The 19,083-nt window shown below is 50.6% G+C and carries 17 protein-coding genes; 13 read left to right on the top strand and 4 right to left on the bottom strand.

The window, feature by feature from the left end; genetic code table 11:
- Nucleotides 1-116 precede the first annotated feature (116 nt).
- The 7 genes from scmD to MCP_RS04520 all read left to right on the top strand — a co-directional run bounded on the left by scmD (nucleotide 117) and on the right by MCP_RS04520 (nucleotide 5,666).
- A complete protein-coding gene (gene scmD / locus MCP_RS04550) occupies nucleotides 117-395 on the top strand; it encodes a SynChlorMet cassette protein ScmD (protein WP_012899637.1) in 279 nt (92 codons plus the stop codon).
- Nucleotides 396-420: 25 nt separating this feature from the next.
- Nucleotides 421-1,539, top strand: coding sequence for a SynChlorMet cassette radical SAM/SPASM protein ScmE (scmE, locus tag MCP_RS04545; protein WP_197525929.1), 1,119 nt, complete (start codon nucleotides 421-423; stop codon nucleotides 1,537-1,539).
- Nucleotides 1,539-2,639 (top strand): SynChlorMet cassette radical SAM/SPASM protein ScmF, encoded by a 1,101-nt coding sequence (gene scmF / locus MCP_RS04540; RefSeq protein ID WP_012899635.1) that lies wholly within the window; start codon nucleotides 1,539-1,541, stop codon nucleotides 2,637-2,639. The genes scmE and scmF overlap by 1 nt, the downstream gene beginning before the upstream one ends.
- 73 nt (nucleotides 2,640-2,712) lie before the next feature.
- On the top strand, nucleotides 2,713-2,895 hold the full coding sequence (gene scmA / locus MCP_RS04535; protein ID WP_128567035.1) for a SynChlorMet cassette protein ScmA: 183 nt from the start codon (nucleotides 2,713-2,715) through the stop codon (nucleotides 2,893-2,895).
- 63 nt (nucleotides 2,896-2,958) lie between these two features.
- Nucleotides 2,959-3,876, top strand: a complete 918-nt coding sequence (gene scmC / locus MCP_RS04530; protein ID WP_012899634.1) for a SynChlorMet cassette protein ScmC — start codon at nucleotides 2,959-2,961, stop codon at nucleotides 3,874-3,876.
- A gap of 50 nt (nucleotides 3,877-3,926) precedes the next feature.
- Nucleotides 3,927-4,562 carry a signal peptidase I gene (locus MCP_RS04525; RefSeq protein ID WP_012899633.1) on the top strand — a complete coding sequence of 212 codons (636 nt, stop codon included), beginning with the start codon at nucleotides 3,927-3,929 and terminating at the stop codon, nucleotides 4,560-4,562.
- Between the two features lie 120 nt (nucleotides 4,563-4,682).
- Nucleotides 4,683-5,666 (top strand): transposase, encoded by a 984-nt coding sequence (locus MCP_RS04520; protein ID WP_012899632.1) that lies wholly within the window; start codon nucleotides 4,683-4,685, stop codon nucleotides 5,664-5,666.
- Nucleotides 5,667-6,003: 337 nt separating this feature from the next.
- Here MCP_RS04520 and MCP_RS04515 read toward each other — a convergent pair whose 3' ends face one another.
- The 4 genes from MCP_RS04515 to MCP_RS04500 form a co-directional block, all read right to left on the bottom strand.
- The gene (locus tag MCP_RS04515; RefSeq protein ID WP_012899631.1) at nucleotides 6,004-7,953 is read right to left on the bottom strand and encodes an ABC transporter ATP-binding protein; all 1,950 of its coding nucleotides are present in this window, start codon (nucleotides 7,951-7,953) and stop codon (nucleotides 6,004-6,006) included.
- 134 nt (nucleotides 7,954-8,087) lie between these two features.
- On the bottom strand, nucleotides 8,088-9,047 hold the full coding sequence (locus MCP_RS04510) for a hypothetical protein (protein WP_012899630.1): 960 nt from the start codon (nucleotides 9,045-9,047) through the stop codon (nucleotides 8,088-8,090).
- Nucleotides 9,048-9,180: 133 nt separating this feature from the next.
- Nucleotides 9,181-10,035 carry a hypothetical protein gene (locus MCP_RS04505; protein WP_012899629.1) on the bottom strand — a complete coding sequence of 285 codons (855 nt, stop codon included), beginning with the start codon at nucleotides 10,033-10,035 and terminating at the stop codon, nucleotides 9,181-9,183.
- Between the two features lie 14 nt (nucleotides 10,036-10,049).
- Nucleotides 10,050-12,224: a TIGR04279 domain-containing protein gene (locus tag MCP_RS04500; RefSeq protein WP_158301441.1), complete on the bottom strand. Its 2,175-nt coding sequence runs from the start codon at nucleotides 12,222-12,224 to the stop codon at nucleotides 10,050-10,052.
- A gap of 422 nt (nucleotides 12,225-12,646) precedes the next feature.
- On the opposite strand from MCP_RS04500, the gene MCP_RS04495 reads away from it, so the two are divergent.
- From MCP_RS04495 to MCP_RS04470, 6 genes are read left to right on the top strand one after another with little or no spacing between them, the layout of a single operon-like run.
- The gene (locus tag MCP_RS04495; protein WP_012899627.1) at nucleotides 12,647-12,910 is read left to right on the top strand and encodes a hypothetical protein; all 264 of its coding nucleotides are present in this window, start codon (nucleotides 12,647-12,649) and stop codon (nucleotides 12,908-12,910) included.
- A 12-nt stretch (nucleotides 12,911-12,922) separates the two neighbouring features.
- Complete coding sequence (locus tag MCP_RS04490; RefSeq protein WP_012899626.1) at nucleotides 12,923-14,983, top strand: DUF4129 domain-containing protein; 2,061 nt, start codon at nucleotides 12,923-12,925, stop codon at nucleotides 14,981-14,983.
- The gene (locus tag MCP_RS04485; RefSeq protein ID WP_012899625.1) at nucleotides 14,980-15,927 is read left to right on the top strand and encodes a DUF4350 domain-containing protein; all 948 of its coding nucleotides are present in this window, start codon (nucleotides 14,980-14,982) and stop codon (nucleotides 15,925-15,927) included. The genes MCP_RS04490 and MCP_RS04485 overlap by 4 nt, the downstream gene beginning before the upstream one ends.
- 15 nt (nucleotides 15,928-15,942) lie before the next feature.
- Nucleotides 15,943-16,911 carry an AAA family ATPase gene (locus MCP_RS04480; protein WP_012899624.1) on the top strand — a complete coding sequence of 323 codons (969 nt, stop codon included), beginning with the start codon at nucleotides 15,943-15,945 and terminating at the stop codon, nucleotides 16,909-16,911.
- A gap of 5 nt (nucleotides 16,912-16,916) precedes the next feature.
- The gene (locus MCP_RS04475) at nucleotides 16,917-18,281 is read left to right on the top strand and encodes a DUF58 domain-containing protein (protein WP_012899623.1); all 1,365 of its coding nucleotides are present in this window, start codon (nucleotides 16,917-16,919) and stop codon (nucleotides 18,279-18,281) included.
- A 4-nt stretch (nucleotides 18,282-18,285) separates the two neighbouring features.
- A complete protein-coding gene (locus tag MCP_RS04470; RefSeq protein WP_128859931.1) occupies nucleotides 18,286-19,080 on the top strand; it encodes a hypothetical protein in 795 nt (264 codons plus the stop codon).
- The last annotated feature ends 3 nt before the right edge of the window (nucleotides 19,081-19,083 follow it).

Below are 19,083 nucleotides of genomic sequence, written 5' to 3'. Positions count from 1 at the left end.
CGTTCACCACTAGCTATTTATGTGTAAAGGTAAACAAAGGAACCGCAGATACTGTACATTAATTATGTGCTAGACATAAGCATCCAAACATCGCTGGGTGTAGGGGGCTAAACAAATTGGAAACAATAAATAGAGCTATAGCGAACCCGTCCGTCGTCCTCCGCGAGGAGTTCGACGACTGGGCATTACTCTTCGATCCGGACACCGGCGAGGTATACGGCTTAAACCCCATCGGCGTCTTCATATGGAAACGCCTGGATGGCCGGCATACCGTAGAAGACATCTATAACGAGTTGATATCGCAATTCGATAGAGTGCCGGAAAAATCAATAGACCATATCAACAACTTCGTTAGCGACCTGACAAAGCGTGGCCTAGCTGGACAAGAAGTTTAAAAGACAGGTTATTCATATGAAGCTCATGAGGTCACCCAGGTCCGTAGATATCGAGATCACGGGAAAATGCAATCTTAGGTGCCTCTACTGCAGCCATTTTACTAGCGCGTCCGACATTAGCAACGACCTGCCGAAAGAGGAATGGCTGGAGTTTTTTAAAGGGCTGAACCGCTGCAGCGTCATGGACGTCACTTTAAGCGGCGGAGAGCCGTTCTGCCGAAGCGACATCCGAGAGATCATAGAAGGAATCATCCTGAACCGGATGAGGTTCAGCATATTAACGAACGGGACGCTGATCACCGACGAGCTTGCGGCATTTTTATCGTCTACCCGGCGCTGTAAGACGGTGCAGGTATCGATTGACGGGTCGATCCCATCGACTCATGACGTATTCAGGGGAGAAGGCAACTTCATGCGTGCGATGGAAGGCGTTAAGCTCCTCCGGGCACACGATGTTCCCGTATCCATACGTGTCACGATACATAGGGGCAACGTCGGCGACCTGGACAATATCGCAAAGCTTCTGCTAGAAGACCTTGGGCTCCCTGAATTTTCTACGAATGCGGCCTCCTATATGGGCCTCTGCAGGAAAAATAAAAAGCAGGTGCAATTGACTGCCGATGAATATATGCTCGCGATGGAAAGTCTTCTAAGGCTCAATAAAAAATATGATGGGCGTATTAGCGCCTCGGCAGGTCCATTATCAGATGCTAGAAGATGGGCGGGAATGGAAGAAGCGTTGAGCAAAGGGGAGAGATCTATACCGGATAGAGGCTATCTTACAGGATGTAACGGGCCTCTGGAAAAGTTCGCGGTAAGGCCTGACGGCGTCATCGTGCCATGCCTCCAGCTCAGCCACATGGAGCTGGGGCACATCAACCGTGATAGCCTGCTAGAGATCTGGCAGCATCACCCGAAGCTTACCATGTTAAGAGAGCGGCATACGATACCACTGTCGCAGTTCGAGTTTTGCAATAGATGCAAGTACATTCCCTATTGTACGGGGAACTGTCCTGCGCTTGCCTATACGCTGACGGGCGAAGTGAATCATCCGAGCCCTGAAGGATGCCTTCGCCGTTTCATCGAGGAAGGTGGAAGGGTCGCTGATATCTATAACGACACGGAAAAGTGGGATGTGGAATAATGCAAGAGCCTGTTGTTGAAAAATATCCCCTAAACCAGATATACTTTTACTTGACGGAAGGCTGTAACCTGCACTGCCGCCATTGCTGGATTGCGCCAAAATACCAGGACAGTAAGCACACATATCCATCTTTACCCTTTAATCTCTTCCAATCGATCATTAAACAGGCTAGGCCGCTTGGCCTTGCTGCCGTTAAATTGACCGGCGGAGAGCCGCTCATGCACCCGGATATCAATAATATCCTTGAGCTCATAAAACAGGAGAACCTAGGGCTCGGTATAGAGACCAATGGTGTGTTCTGTACTCCTGATGTGTCGAGAAGGATAGCCGAATGCAATGCGCCGTTCGTGAGCGTAAGCCTCGACGGGGTGAATGCGGATACACATGAATGGGTCAGAGGAGTAAAAGGTTGTTTTAATGATACTATTAGCGGGATTAAAAATCTTGTAGAGACTGGTGTATCGCCACAGATCATCATGACCGTCATGCGGCACAATAAAGGCCAGATGGAGGAGATGATCCGGCTGGCGGAAACACTGGGCGCATCGTCAGTAAAATTCAATATTGTCCAGCCGACTGCCCGGGGAAAACATTTACACAACTCGGGTGAAACACTATCCATTGAGGAGCTTATACATATAGGCGAGTGGGTAGAGAATATATTATCCAGCTCCACGAGCCTTAAGATATTTTTCGGCCATCCACCTGCTTTCAGGCCGCTGGCAAGGATGTTCGGCGAAAATAGCAATGGATGCGGCATCTGTGGTATCAAGGGCATCATAGGGGTCCTCTCGGATGGGTCCTATGCCCTGTGCGGTATCGGAGAGTCCATTCCCGAGATGGTTTTCGGCAATGCTACTAAAGACCGCCTTAGCGATGTTTGGAATAATACGCTTACATTAAAAGAGATACGTGAAAAAATCCCGGGACATCTCGAGGGTGTTTGTAAGGGTTGTCTGATGAAAAATATTTGCCTCGGGAGCTGTATCGCGCAGAATTATTATCGAACGAGTAGCCTCTGGTCGCCCTTCTGGTACTGTGAAGAATCCCTGAAGCTCAATATGTTCCCGGGCTCCCGATTAATCAAAAATGATATATAGGTTAACAAGTAAAGTATTATAGCTAGTAAAAAATTATCTATTAGGAAAAAAGGTATCCAAAAGGGGTGTAATAATGGTTAAAATACAATATGAAGAGCCAAAAATCATTGTATTGAACGAAAAAGCATTGGGCGGCAGTCCTTATAGTTGTGGTCCCGGTTCAGCACCAAATAACCCTGGAGGTAAAGGGTCCTGTGGTGCAGGATATAATGCCGGCGGTAATGGTGGATGCGCTGGTGGATACACGGTTGTATGATTATTATCGTGTAATTTAGCAAGAGATGTTGAAATTCATACCATCTCTGATTATATACTTTTTATGAAATCCGTTAAAAACCAAAATGAATTTTCTTTTAATTTATTTGGCGGCCAAAGTTGGTACATTATCGCCAATGACAACGCTAAGCTTTTTACAAAAACATTTGCCGGAATAATGGGATTAAGCGAAAGTTTTACATGCTGTTCAAAAAAAATGGTTATAATACGTTCCTTTTCAGGTAATGTTCCGAGTCAGGAATTATTATCGGAGGCGAAAAAAATAATAAATTTACCGGGAGATAAATGGGTCTTTATCGATGAAGGGTTCGCTAAGATATGGCAAAACACTGAAACATTGGATACGATATGTGATATTGGCACGGAGGGTCCCTATGAAGTAGAAATATTTAAAATGAGCTATTTGTTATATCCGTTCTATTCAAGAGCTATTAATTCCGGCGGGCTTCCGTTCCATTGTGCTCTCATTGAGAAGAACGGTCATGGCATTCTACTTGCAGCGAATGGCCAGACTGGTAAATCCACGTGTTGTCGGCGCATTTCCCCCCCATGGCATCCCCTCTGCGATGATGAAGCCTTAATAGTATGTGATGCAGAGAAAAATTACCATGCGCATCCTTTTCCCACCTGGAGTAATTTCCTATTGCATAAACCTGGGCATACATGGGATGCCCAGAGCCATGTGCCCGTAGAAGCTATCTTTTTCCTTGAGCAGGCCAGCTCAGATAAAGTCATCCCACTTTTGCAGGGTACTGCAGCAACGGAGATCTTTACTTTTGCAATGCAGGCGGGAGGCAGGCTATTTTATAATCTAGAGGATTCAGAAAAAGCCCGAATAAGAAAGCAAATGTTCAATAATGCCTGTGACATATCCCGTAAAATACGCTCATACAGGCTTAGCGTAAGCCTAACGGGTAAATTTTGGGAAGAAATTGAAAAGGTGCTTCCAGATATCTCGTAGAGACAATCTACATATCATAAATAATACATTATTGATTAAAGGAATCGATTATGAATGCCTCTGTCAAGTCTTTAGATGACTTCAAGCAGATCGTTTATACCGGTAACAGCATGTATCCCTTATTCCGAGATTTAGATGTCCTTTATATTGCTCCCTGTAATAATATACAATCCGGAGATGTAATCGTTTTTAAATGGAAAGACGAATACGACTCTCAAATTATCGCCCATCGGGTTATCTCTATCCATCAAAACGGAGTAACGACCAAGGGCGATAATAATATACTACCTGACAGAGGTTTCCGCACCCCTGAATATATCATGGGCATGGTATACTATGTAAAGCATGGCAAAAGGATATCCAGGGTATATAATGGGGGTTGTGGAATCATATTTTCTAAAATCTACGGCTATATTTTATCCGTAAATGCCCTGTTATTAAAAGTACTCAATTGGCCTTATAGAATACTTTCGAGATTCGGAATATGTAGAGCCATTTTACCCAGATTTATCAAATACCGTGTCATAACCATTAAAAGACCCGATGGCGACGAGCTATTATTAGTCGTTGGGCAGCATATGCTTGGAAAATATGTGCCCGCAACCGGTAAATGGAATATACGGCCGCCGTTTAGACTTTTTATTGATGATAAGTCGCTTCCGAAGCCTTCGGAAAAAATTGTATGACTACGGTTATCGAGATAAAAAAATCGATTAGATCTCGATAACTAAATCTATTTTTCTCACTCTTTTAGGGTGTTGCAGAATTCATAAAAGTATTTGGGGTTATCTGGGCAAGCTTTGTTCATGGTAGTGAAAAACGGCTTGCTGATAACCCATAGTTGTCTTGGTTGTCAGTTAAATATACTTTCTGATGTGCATCTTGAGGTTTTGGATTCGTTTGATTGGCAACTTCTTGTTTTCCTGGAGCGTTACCCGGGTAGGGGTAGGCCTTTCGGGTATAGTGTGATCGCCTTCCTGCGAGCTTTTTTGTACATGGAGCTTAGCGGTATTACCTCGGTAAGAAAATTGGTACGATTGTTGGAACGGGATAAATATAAAATGAAGAATCTTGGCTTTAATCGATTACCACATCATAGCCTGTTTAGCAGGTATAAAGACAGATTTGGAGAGCACATTCCGAGGATCATGATGATCATTAATACAGGGATCATGAGAGAAGAACCGCTCCACATGTCCATGCTGGGCATTGACAGTACCAAGGTGGAGGCTTTCAGCCTCGGAGACGAGGACGCCGATTGGGGCTATGACCATATCAGGAAAAAGTTCTACTACGGTTACAAGGTTCACTTGTTATACGATCTACAGTCCATGACTCCCATCTGTTATACGGTTACCAGGGCTAACCGTCATGATAATACTCAGACCAGGCCACTGATAAAAAGGCTTGGAGCACGCCTTTTCAAGGTAAACACGATACTCGCTGACAAGGCCTACGACACAAAAGAGAACATAGAAAACCATGGAGAAGTAGGCGTATTATTCATCGCTGCGAGGAATAAAAGGAACACTAAAAAACCAGTAAACAAATACAGGATACAAGATTACCTCGAACTCGCCGATGAAAAGATCGACCAATTATATAAAAACAGGATGGATTGCGAACACGCGAATTTCCTACTCAAAGAACAGCTAGGACTTTCCGACTTAAAAACCACTGGGAGAGAAAAAGTCCAAGTAAAAGTCGGCATAACCCTAATCGCAAGACTAATCCAAGCACTCCACCAACTAATTCACGAAAAAAGCCCCAGAACAACCATCATAAACTAATTATGCAACACCCTATCACTCTTTTTTTATCATATTACTCAATTTAGGCATATCCATTTTATGCAATAGATCATCATTGTTATGAACCTTATCCGTTAGCTCGTTAAAACTATTATAGTTATTAGGCGTATTTGTCTACATCCTCTTTTATCCATTCCCCGATTTTGCTAAGGGGTACTAACCTCGGTTCCATATACTTTTTTTACTTATCTCAACAACATCTCGTCCCCTTAAGCGTGGTATTACTAATTGCCTCTATATAATGATTAGATAACCAATTTCAACTTTATGTCTGCAAATAATAAAAAGCATTAATGCTGCTATAATCTTTCCATCTTTAATTGTTTACATTATAACCATACGCAGGGGACGTCCTTTCAGGCGATTCCGCAGCATCTGTCGAAAAAAATGTTTTATATAAGCCATCTTTCATCACGAGCTCTTGATGAGACCCCGTCTGCACGACCTTTCCATTCTCGATTACAATGATCTTATCCGCCATATTCGCCAGCGTCATCCTGTGTGAAATTATGAACGTAGTCTTCCCTTTGGTCAATTCCTTCATCGACTCCTTTATAGACCTCTCGGTCTCCGTATCAACGGACGACGTCGGCTCATCCAGAATAAGTATGGGCGCATCTTTCAAGAACTCCCGCGCAATGGATATCCTCTGCCTCTGCCCCACCGACATCTTAGCGCCACGCTCACCGATAACCGTATCATACCCATCCGGCATCTGCAGGATATGATTATGAATATGGGCTTTCTTCGCCGCCTCTATTACTTCTTCCCGGGTGGCAGACGCTTTACCATACTTAATGTTGTTCTCGATGGTATCGTTAAACAGGAAAATATCCTGCGACACGATCCCTATCTGTTTTCTCAGCCAGGCGTGGTCTATCTTGTTCAGGTCGTTCCCGTCCAGGTAGATGGCTCCCGATTGCGGGATATACAGCTTAAGAAGTAGATTGATCATCGTGGTCTTGCCTGCGCCGCTGGGGCCGACTAGCGCCACGACTTCGCCAGGCTTCACCTCAAAGCTAATATCCTTAAGCACAGGCTCGTTCACGTTATAGGCGAAGGAAACGCCTGCGTATTTTATATTCCCGGTCACTCTATCGGGCTTAAGCAGGGCTTTATTATTCCCCTGCCGCTCGAACTCCGGCACGATGCTGAACATCTCCTTTAACCGATCCATCGACGCGAACACGGGCTGGAATGACAGGTAAGTATAAAACAGGCTGTTCACCGAGCCGGTCAGCGTTAATACGTAGCCGATAAATGCCACGAGGTCGCCTATCGTCATAGCGCCGCTGCGTATCTCGCCGACGCTGACTATCATGATCACTAATAATAAGAGATACTGGAAGCTATTCAGGACAGAGCTGGCCGTGGACATCAGGATCGTGTTGTTGAGCCTCACCTGGATGACCTTCCGGAGCCGATCCGAGACTCTTGCGACCTCTTTCTCCTCAGTCGCGTGGGACTTGACCACCTCGACGCCGGAGAGCACTTCCTGCATGTCCTGCGAAAGCTCGGCGTGCGATTCCCGCTCGCTATAGCTCAGGGCCCGGATCCGGGCAAAGAAGAAGTATCGTATCAGGAGATATACCGGGAACATGCATGCCATGATAATTGCAAGCTTAACATCCAATAATATCAGGATCGCTGCCCCAAAAATAACGTACATCCCGCTCGACAGGATCTGAGATATGGCGCTCGAGAAAAGATATTCCAGCGTATCCACGTCGTCCGAGACCCGGGACATCAGGTACCCTGTCTGCTTATTCTTGAAGAAGGTGAGGGGAAATCGCAGGACATGGTCGAAAAGCTGTGTCTCCAGGTTAAATGTCAGCTCCTGCTGGTATTTTGCCGTCAGGTATCCCTGGACGACCTGCATCAGCCCGTAAAAGATGCCGGCGATCAACAGCAAGGCAATGACTAGATTTAGCGAGCTGAAAAGGCTCATTATGGCCGGTGCAAGGGATCCGAGGCCTATTGGCGTAAGAATGTCCGAAATGGCCTCGAAGCCGTTCTGATTGACGATAAAGTCGATGAACACTTTTCCGCCCAGTGGTATCATGGACCTGAAGGCCGCGATGGCGACGGTCAATATGAGGCTCAGGACGCCCAGTTTCCATACCGGTCGGACAAACTGAAAAAAGAACGCCAGGTCACCCAATCCGAACGTATTCTTCGATGTGTCGCGCTTCCGGAAAACGCCCTTAAGCTGATCCATCGCCCTGCTTAGCTTGCTTAAAATATGATCCGGCATCTCGACAGGCATCCCTCGAATTACTAAAAATACTATACTTTAAACTATAAAACCCTTTTAACTCTTATGTGTTACCGCCTGCTCGTTTTTATCATAAGCGCGCCATGAGCTTTTCAGGGAGCTTTATGGCTTTCATAAGCGACGGTTCATTTCTTGAATGCCAAGAACACCACTGCGTACCCGATCAGCAGTCCGGCGACAATCGCGCCGATATAGATCAAGATCGTCGTTACCGTCGATTCCTGCCCCCCGGCCACAGCCTCGGTCCCCGGCGGCTGGGCGGAGGGTGAACCCGATGCCGATGGCGATCCGCCGAAGAGGTTAAACGATGGCAGCTGGATGCCTAAGAACGTGTTATTTCCCTGGTTCGGCATGGGCGTAGGCGTTATTTTTACAGGCTCAGGCGTTATGGTCGTATTCATGCCGGGCGTTATTGAGGGAACGGGCGTTATCGTGCCATTCGGAGATGGCGTGACGGTGATCGTGGCCGTCGGTGTCGGGGTAGCGGGCGCCTGAACGCCCAGGTACACTCTCGCCACCTCCTGGCTATTTTGCTTGACCGAATACACGGCAACCGGCAGGCCGGATGTGCTTATGCTCGCCTTGAAGGTGCCATCGGCGCCGACGTTTTGCGGTTGCGAAGCGCGCACCGTGACCGATACGGGCCCCGAGCCGTTCGCAATGCCCGAGACCGTTATGCTATACGTGCCGGCCGGTATGTTGCTCAAGGATGCGCTGCCCGTATGGCCGTTCACGTTGCCCTGTATCGATGTGGAGAACGGCAGCCCGGAAATACTTCCGGAGATGGTGAGGGAATCGACGGGGCTTGCCGAGATACTGAACCGGCTTCCTCCCGGTATATTTACCCCGTTCATATGGGAAACGTAGTGATTATTGCTAACGCCCACGCTTATCGTCGCGGACACTTCCATCGTTACCTGGGAGTTCGGGCTCCCCTGGCCCTGGTACGATACCGTCTGGCCCGGGGACGCCGATATGATCTGCACGGTCTGGGAATTCGCGATCGGGGCCCACTGGCCCAGGATAACGAATATGATAACGACTACGAGTGCTGGTAATAGTACCTGCTGGGTATTCTTCTCCATAGTTCTCCGTTAGCGTACATGCGCTAATCACGCATATAATTATCTCTCATACAATTTCAAGGCAAATTAATGTAATAAAATCCATCATAAAAAAGTGGAATAATGGGTAAAAATACCCATTATTTCTATTTGCTTATTGTTTCTTCGTCAACACGTAGTACAGTACGACTGCAGCTGCGACCACGCCCATCAGAATAAAGGCTATAAGTAGGGTCGAGAAGCTCGTCCCGCTTTCCGGCATCGGTGTCGGCGTAGGCGTCGGCGTTACCGTCGGCTGGACGATATCCGTCACGAGGACATACCTGGTATAGCTATCGTACTTGAACTGCTCGTTGGGCGATACGACGCTGAACGTGACGTTACCGTTTGCGTCAGGACCCTGAATGTTCACGGTCAACAGCTCATATGATGCTCCATCGTACCTGACCATCGTGCTCTTGCTCAGGATCGCATTTTCTACAAGTGCCTTCGGTACCGTAAGGGTGAGCTTCAGGCTGCCATCCTGGATACTCCATCCGTTGCTAAACCTGGTGAGGTTTACCTGCGTCAGGATGTAGTTCAGCGTCAGATAGGAAGGTAATTTAGAACTATCTCCGGTCTCGCCGACGATGTCCAGCTTCGGATCCGAAGGCAGGCTGTTCAGCTTTGCATCGATGTGTACGGTATATGTCTGGCCATTTACCGTCACCGGCTGTTCGATCGATACGCTAATATCGCTGGCCGATTTCGCCGTCACGTTGCCGATGACTGCGCCCATGCTATTCTTCACCGGGATGATCTTAGGGTAGACCTCATGGGGAGGATTGTACGAGCCGCCGCTACCGCCCCCACCACTTGGTTGTGAGGTAGGCGTCGCTGTAGGCGTCGCGGTGGCCGGCGGTATCGTCGGAACGGGCGGCGGCGTGCCCGCCGTCGCAAATGCCGATAATGCCCCGATGAACAATGCCAGCACCAGTAGGGCTGTTAATGCTTTTAATGTTATCTTCATTGATATCACGACCTCTATCCGATTGACTCCGGCATCTCCACCCAGTAGCCATGGCCCGCATTGATCGAGGTCAACGGCGGGTAATGCGCTTCAAACCAGGGCTCGGGATTCGGCGAGTAGTACATATAGTTCTGCGCCGACTCGTCCCAGGCCCAGACATTAACCACGTTGCCGGGGTATAAGGCACCTGGAGTCGATGGCGTCAGGCCCGTGGGCCCGACAAAGCTCCATCCAGACACTAACGGCACCGGGCTCGCGGGCGCTGTAGACGGTATCGTGCCGGTGATGGTAAATGATCCACTTTCATTCATCTCTACCCAGTAAGCCCTTCCAGTCTCGAGTTTCGTCAGTGCAGGGTAGTGCGACTCAAAATAGGGCTCGGGGTTCGGCGAGTAGTACATATAGTTCTGCGCCGACTCGTCCCAGGCCCAGATATTCACGATGTTGCTCCTCACGTCATCCGGGATGACGGCGGATATGCTATTATCCTGTAAAGCTAATGGGATTGATATCAGATTCCAATCTTTCACCAGGTCATAGGTATAGGTTGCCTGGCCCAGGTCAACGTACGTCTGGTTTATGGCCGCGATCTTTCCCGTATCCTGGTCGAGGGCCAGCGTTAGCAGCATATATCTGCCCGTCGGCATCGTCGCCTTCGTATTTAACTGAAGCTCGACGCTCGTCAGTTTGGTCACCGACGTATTCGCGAACGATACGTTCAGCCGGCCAAACTCCGACATCAGCATCTGCTGCAGGTCATTCACAGCGCTGTCCTCGTCAAAGTAATACGTGCCATTCGTGCCCTTGACGATGATGGTCGAACCATCCGGGCTTACGGAGATGTTCTCCCGGAGGGTAAACCCATCGAACGAGAACGATGTCCCCGTCGCGGTACCATCGCTGGTCATGTTGAACGTGCCCGAATAGTCCTTCTCGGGTATCATGGCCGCTATGTACATGTAGTCCGCTCCGCTCCTCGTGTCCCCGACCATGTTCAGGCTATATAACAACTGGTCTCCAGGCATGGGCGTCGCGGGGTCGATCAGGTCTGCCGTCATCTCGCTCTTCGTCACGACGATCGGCGCCATGGCAACGAGACAGGGCGTATTGGGCATGCGGTAGTCCAGGACAAGCAGCGCATAGTAGCCTTCCTTAAGCCCATCGAGGTGAGGCAGGCTCGCGCTCGTAATCTGGAAATCTCCGGAAGCGTCCGTGGATATGTCCGCCTGGTCGATCGCGTCATCGATATCCGACAGGCTGGCAGCGCTCGCCAGCTTGCTGGTATTGACCAGGACGACGTGGAACTGCTGGCCGCCGCCCATCTCGGGCGTACCGTAGAATATCGCCGAGGCGCTATTCGCCGAATTCTCCACATAGATCGGATACGTGCTCATCGGCACCTTGACGTCCGTCCGGGGCGTGACGTTCACGCTCGCTCCCGATTCGCCCAGGCCCCAGAGGCCGAATTCGCCAAGGATGGGCACATTCGATATAACGCCGAACTTACCCTCGTTAATTGTCTTCCAGGGGCCCTTATAGTGTGCTTCAAGGGCGGGTATGCTGATCGGGTTACCGCCCTCCAGGACGATCCAGCCGCCGTCGGTCAGGGAGCTGCTCGGCTCGAAGCTGGCCGCCTGGAGGCTCCAGCCGCTCAATTCTCCCTTCGTCCATGCCGTATAATCGTATTTTGGCGCATAAACGGGCAGCGAGAACTCGCTGGTCACGCCAGTACCATCTGTCGCCTGGATGCTCAGAATATTCTCGAGGTCGTTCGAGCCTGCCTTCCCGGTGATCAAGACATGTGCAGTACCCGTCATGATAGATCCTTCATCATCAAAGGAATAGTCTGCTGCCTGTATCTCGGCGCCATTATAGTATAGCTTGAAATCGCTTATGCCGTCGCGATCCGTAATGGTGAACCGGTATGCGGCAGTCTCGCCGTTTTCCAGGTGGCCGTCGCCGTCGCCGATCTCCTCCTTTACGCCGGAGATCCAGCTGCACGGGCCATTACCTTCGGCCGGGACAATAAATATGCTCGAGTCGGGCGAGTAGGCTTTGCCGGTGTATTCGCCATTCGCGACGTCGTTTAAGGTACTGACCCATTTCGAATATCCGGTGATGGTGCCATCGATAGCATCGTCCGGGATCTCTACCTTGTACAGTATCGTTCCGTCACTTACGCCGTTCAAAAAGGTGGAAGTATTCCACCGGTAAGTATTTGTGGCGGCATTAAATGCCGAATATTTTGGATAGCTGTCGATGATTTGCCATCCTTCCGGTAATATTTCCCCAATCGTTACCCCATATTGCTTACCTGTGACCGCATAGTTCAACTCTACGGTAAACTCGTCACCCTGCTGATAAGCAAATGGGCCGCTCGTAGATCCGTTGATCATGCGCGTAACGCTAATAGAGTCCCCTACTGATTGAGAGACAGCAATTCCATTTGCCCCAAAAATAATGGCAAAAATAATCGTAATAACTATTACGCTTTCCGAAAATTTATTTTTCCACTTCAAGCTCTCGACCCATAGTTAATATCTGTGTAAGGATATATACATTACTCCCCTGATAACAAAATTATTATACTATCGAATAATTTGGTATAAAGATGTTGACCAGGAGCCAGAGACTTGTATATATTTTCGGGGGCTGGATCTTCGTAGTGCTGGCACTGTTGGCGCTGTTCGACAGCATCAGCTACGAATATTTCTTTGTCCTATGCCTCATCGGCTTCCTCGTTATCGTCGAGCTCAGCGGCCCTTTTACCGTCCGGCCCGCATGGCGCTCGCGTGTAAACATCGTGATCATCCTTGGCGTCATCGTCTTTTCCTTCATCGTTGTCGAAAAGGTTCTGGCCATACTGGGGATTTGAGCTGGGAGAGAAATGGCAGGTAAAAAAGTGCGTACTTCAATTACATTCCCGACGAAGCTGACTGGACTGGCTGTAGCCATACTATTACTTTTATGTCCTCCCGCATATTCGCAGGTCGTCCATGAAAACCCGGATACTGCGACCCCGAGCTATAGCGATAGCTTCGAAGACCAGCTAAACTGGCTCCTCGCGGATATGCTTGACTATCTGAATGATGTGTCCTCCGCCCTTGACAGTGGTAATATCACTGCGGCCAGGAAGGCTTACTCGCAATTCTCGTCCTCTTATAAAGACTTCGGCGACCTCCTATGGCAGCTCAACCTCTCGGAGTCCGATTATCAGGTTATGGCACGCCAGATGAACCTTACGAACGATGATATTCGGGCCATTATCGATGCGTCCGATGCCTACGACCGGGGCGTTCTGCTATATAATACTTCATTGTCCGCCGGCGACCAGGCTAATGCCAGCATCGCCGCGGCACGGGTCCGGGACAGCTATATGAATATCTCTTCGTCCTACGGGAGCCTGAGGCGTAACGCTACGGTCATAGAGGATTTCCTCACTGGCCGTGGTGTGGACGTGGGCCTGCTGGACAGTTCCTTAAGCAGCCTGGACCATCACATGTACCAGCTGAACCAGTCCTATAGCGATTTACGCATACCTGAAAACAATTCCCGGCTAAAGCTGAGCGTTGACAAGAACAGGACGTCCGTGGGAGATATTATATATTTTTCCGGGGATCTCCAGGATATGAATGGCATGCCCATCAGTAATGCGAGCGTAAGCGTGTACGTCGATGGCAGGCTTGCGGGCACCTTCATAACGGATGTAAATGGCGATGGCACTGTCGGTTACGAAGTGCCGGTAAGCGTATCCGGCGACCACGTTCTCGCCCATGCGGAATACTTACCTGACTCTTCGTCGGGCCCGGTCATTACCAGCAACTATATCGAGCTAACTCTTCAGGATATGCCCGCAACGTTGTCGATCAGGCTCGACAGGGATGCGGCGTCGTTCGGGGACACCGTGAGTGTGATGGGCGAGCTGACGGCCGGCGATATGGGTATGCCGTATAGGTCCGTCGAATTATTCTTTAACGGCTCTTCCCTGGCAAATGTATCGACGGATAAGAATGGCTCATATTCATATACGCTGCGCATCGGACCGTCTCTGCCTGCCGGTATATCCAGCATTAATGCTACATACCATCGAGGGGCTAATGATATTCTTCTTGGCGCGTCCTCCGGCGATATTGCATTGAACATCGCGGCCCGGTCGACGAGCTTAACGCTTAGCGCATCGGATGCAGCCAGCGCTGATGGTACCTATAATGTATATGGCTATCTTTTAGCCGATAATGGCGTGCCCGTCGGAGGGGAAAACATTTCCGTTTACGTCGATGGCTCGGCCGCTGGTACCTTCCCTACCGGAGATGATGGGGCCTACAATGCCAGTATTACTTTACAGAATAATTCATCTGCTGGAAATTACACGATAATTGCCTCATACGATCCCGGATCGGGCATGTCGCTCACAGGTTCTTCGAGCTCTCCACTGGCGGTCATTTTCCAGCCGGCAGGGCCGCTTGTAGACCAGCTAACGACCATAATACTTGGGGCCATTATCCTGCTGATAGTTTCTGCGGCCGCTGTCCTTGCCTATCGCCGGTACAATGCCCCGATGCCTGAAAAGGCCGTTGTTATGCCCGAAGTATCCAGGCCCGTAGAGCGCCCCAGGGAACACGTAGAGCCGCCGCTGGACGTTTTGAAAGAGTCCGATCGGATAAGGGCCATTGGCGTGAATGACACTCGCGAAGCGATGGTACGGTTATATGCCATTTCGAGAAAATTAATCTCCGACCGCTTCAAGTTCGATGAGTCTTTGACGCATCATGAGCTCTATAATGCGGCTGTAGCTGCCATGCCATCCCTTTCCTTGCCGTTAAAAGACATAATCCTCCTCTATGAAAAGGCCGTATTTGCGAACCGTACGATCACCTCTTCAGAACTCGATAGGGCTATCGGAAGCCTAAAAGAGCTGGACGACCGCATCAGGGAGACGGGCCGATGAGAAAAACGACACTACTTATCGTTATTGTCGTCAGTATAGTGCTCGTGGTCGTTGCGGCGAGGCTCTATGTCACAGATGCGGATTTTCGCCTGACCAATCCATACTGGAATGGATTAAATAATATGGCCCGGCATGCCGGTATCCAGCCCCTTTATGATTTATCCGGCCTGGATAATGCGGGCAGCGGTGATATATTAATGGTCATAAGCCCCGCCGTGAACTATACAGCCGGCGAGTCATCGCAGGTGGCCGCGTTTCTTGGCCGGGGAGGGACCGTCGTAGTCCTGGACGACTTCGGAAAGGCGAACAGCCTGCTCACGGGCATCGGCTCGCCCTTCACGATCGATCCGGTCCCGATGTGCCAGTACGAGAACTATTATGTTAACCAGTCTTTCCCGACGATAACGGACATAGCGGCTACCCCTTACACTGCGAACGTTAGTAAACTTGTGCTCAACCACCCGGCAGTGCTTAACATTTCGGGGAACGCGGTGGTGCTCGCCTCGACTTCCCCGGACGCCTGGCTGGACTATAACGACGATATATGGTTAGACTATAATGATAGAATGGGGATATACCCGGTAGCAGCCCGCTATAGTGCAGGCAACGGTGAGCTCATCGTCGTCAGCGATGCCGATATCTTCATCAATAGCATGCTCGATAAAGGCGACAATCGCGCCTTCCTCCAGGATTTATCTCGCGGCCGTGTGCTGGTCGACGTCTCTCACGGAAACGCCGTTACACCGCTGGGGTCCGTTTACTTTACCTTAAAAGGCGATATCATTGCTCAGTTGACCGTCCTGCTGTTGATAATCGTCGCCTGTATCGCATATATCGGCCGGGATATGTTCATCCCTCGGCTAGGGATGATCAGGCGATCCATAAAAAACCTTATATTGAATAGGTTAACTGTTAAAGAAAAAGACATTAAAAAATCGGATTGAACTTAGAGGATTAGCATGGTGATCGAGGTTAATTCAAAAGCCGCCAGTGGCATTAATGATTTTAGCTCGATGGTCGATCGAGTCAACGCTCAGACCAGGCGGGCGATTATTGGGAAGGAATCCCTGGTATTCGACATTTTCACGGCCCTTCTGGCGGGCGGCAATATTATGCTCGAGGGCGTTCCGGGCGTGGCCAAGACGACCATCGCCAAGGTCTTCGCCGCGTCCACCGGCCTCAATTTCAAGCGTATCCAGTTCGTGCCGGACATTATGCCCTCGGACATCACCGGCGGCCCGGTATTTAACCAGAAAACCATGGAGTTCAACGTGTACAAGGGCCCGATATTCACTAACCTGCTCCTCGCCGATGAGATAAACCGCGCGTCGCCGAAGATCCAGTCATCATTGCTGGAAGCGATGGAGGAAAAGCAGGTCTCCATCAATGGCGTCGCGTACCCGTTACCCGAGCCATTCATGGTCATCGCGACTGAAAATCCCATCGATATCATCGGCACCTTCCCCCTGCCCGAGGCTCAGATCGACCGCTTTATGTTCAAGCTGGATATCGACTATCCGGATAACGACGATGAGCTCGCCCTGCTCAAGTCGAAGAATGCCGGATCGGGCGTTAACATCGAGGATGCCCTGAACAGTGAAAAGGTGGGCTATATGATCGATACGGTTAAGCGAGTATATATCGATGACAAGGTCCTCGAGTATATTCGGGACCTCGTGATCGCATCGAGGCGGCATGAAAAACTCTTGCTGGGTGCCAGCCCCCGTGCCTCGATATCGTTCCTGAAGGCGTCCAAGGCGGTTGCGGCGCTTAGGGGCCGCGATTACGTTATCCCCGACGATGTGAAATATCTCGTTCCGCGGGTGCTTAACCACCGGCTGATCGTCAAGCCCGAGTACGAGCAGGAAGGGATGACGGTGAACCGCATTGTCGAGGACCTTATGGCAGCGGTTAAAGTCCCATCCTGATCGCCATGGAATTGAAAGATAGCGCCCTCCCGATGCTGGCATCGGCGCTGGCATTGTTGCTCCTTGCACTCGTCACCGGGAGCTTGCTTTTTTACACGGTGTTCACGATCATTCTCGTCTTCATCGCATCGGACGCCCTGTCCCTGCTGCTCGCGGCGTCTTCGCTGGAGCGTGACCTGTCCCTGTCCTCGAGCCTCTCGCGTCCCGTCTTGTCGCCGGGCATGCGCACGATTCATATGGTCACGGCCTCATATAGTGGAAAACTATCCGGCATCTTGCTTTCGGTCACGCCAGTGCTCGACGATTCTCTTGAAGCAACGCCGCCCGGCGAGACCATCAAGCTTCGAAAGGGCGAGGAGCGCACGTTGAGCATGGATCTCTTCCCTCTGAAGCCTGGCGATTATACCGTCGGGACCGTAGAAGTGCGCGTTTCATCCTTATTATTCGCCATTACCGCCGTGGCAGGCGAAGCAAAGGTCCTCAGGGTACGTTTATCACTCGGGGAACATATGCTGCGGCCGAAGCCGGGCCTCCACGACTACCAGAAAAATGCTGCGGCAGGGGGCAGCAACGTGGATAAGCAGAGAGGTAGCGATTTCTATGGCGTCAGGCTGTATATGCCCGGCGACGCCATCAAGAACATCGATTGGGCACTCTCGTCCCGGGCTGGCAAGCTGGTCGTCCGGGAGTTCGAGGCCGATAGAACTCTTCCGGCGTATTTCCTGGTCGATCTGAGCCCCCGGGCATTCGAGTCATCCATCGCCATCGTCTCCGGCCTCATCGACCGCGAGCTGTACAAAGGCGAAAAGGTCGGGCTCATCTGCTTCTCCCGGTCGGAGATCGTGCAACATGTTCGCCCGGGCATGGGCCGGGAGCACATCCGGCGGCTATCGGACGTGCTATCGAAGCTGCACGCGGTCGATGACCGGGCCGGCGCCGGGCCTTGTATATCGATCAGCGAAGTCTATGACGCCGGGCATGCGATCCAGAGTGAATCCGGCATCGACGTCCTGAAACCCGTTATCGAAGAAACCTTTAAGGGATATCTGACAAATGTCAGGGAGGACGGCTTCATAAAGGCAATACTCTCCGTCGCCGGTGATTTGAAAAATCCCTGCGACATCCGGGTAGTCACCGGTCTATCGATGGGCCTGCCAGGGCTGATGAACGGATTGCGGCTGGCCCGTTACCATGGGCATTCGGCGCGGGTCATCCTTTGCGGCCCGCCGGGCCCGGACCATGAGCGTATCATGGAGCTGGCGTACGCCGAGAAAAAATTAAGGTCATATTCGATCGATGTGACTTCTGCCCATGAGTGGGAAAAGCCCGAGGGCAGGATCCGTCGCGGCAGGGGCCATATCAGGAGATGAAAGGATGAGCGACGATGGCAGAAGCTGGCGGAGTATGATGAGAGAAGCCCTGGGCAGTGGCAGGGTCAAAGTGGTTACCATTGTATTTGCTATTCTCGGGGTCTTGCTGATGGTCCTGTGGCTGGCCACGAACGATGGCTCATCCATGTCCATGTTCCTGGCCCTCGCGGGCACGGGCGTCATATCGCTTGCCATCATGCTCTATTTCTTCACGCCCTCACGCTACCTGAGGGATGAGGTCTGCGACGCGACCGCCATATCGACCGTACTGTCGCTGAACCAGATTCTGTCTTCGATGCTCGTGGGTACCGGGGGCATTACCTCGAGCAATGGCGGCCTCATCCGCGTCTTCATACCAATATCCCGCGTTGAAGAAAAGGACGTGGCCTCGCTTAACCCGGGCATTGAGGTGTTCGACGTTAAGGGGCCTATCAAGGGCATTTCCCTCACGCCTCCCGGGTATGGGCTCTTCGAGCTCACATCCGGTATGGGAGCCGTTTTCACGCGGGAAGGCCTGGAGAGCGAAATGAAGGACGTATTGGAGAACGGCCTGGAACTGGCATCCTCCGTCAGCGTCCGCCTGGATGGAAGCACCATTACGATATCCATGAGTGGCATGGCGAACGAGGACTTATGCCGCTCCATTCGCACGGGCAACCCGGACGTATGCACGCGAACGGGCTGTCCCATTTGTAGCTTTCTGGCATGTATGGCCGTCTCGGCCACCGGCAGGAAAGCCCGCATCGAGAAAATCGAGGAGAGCGGCAAGGCTATAAACATTACTTTAAGATTATTATGAGGT

Origin of the sequence: Methanocella paludicola SANAE (assembly GCF_000011005.1) — an archaeon.
Taxonomy (GTDB): Archaea; Halobacteriota; Methanocellia; order Methanocellales; family Methanocellaceae; genus Methanocella; species Methanocella paludicola.
This window is presented reverse-complemented; position numbering and strand designations above follow the sequence as displayed.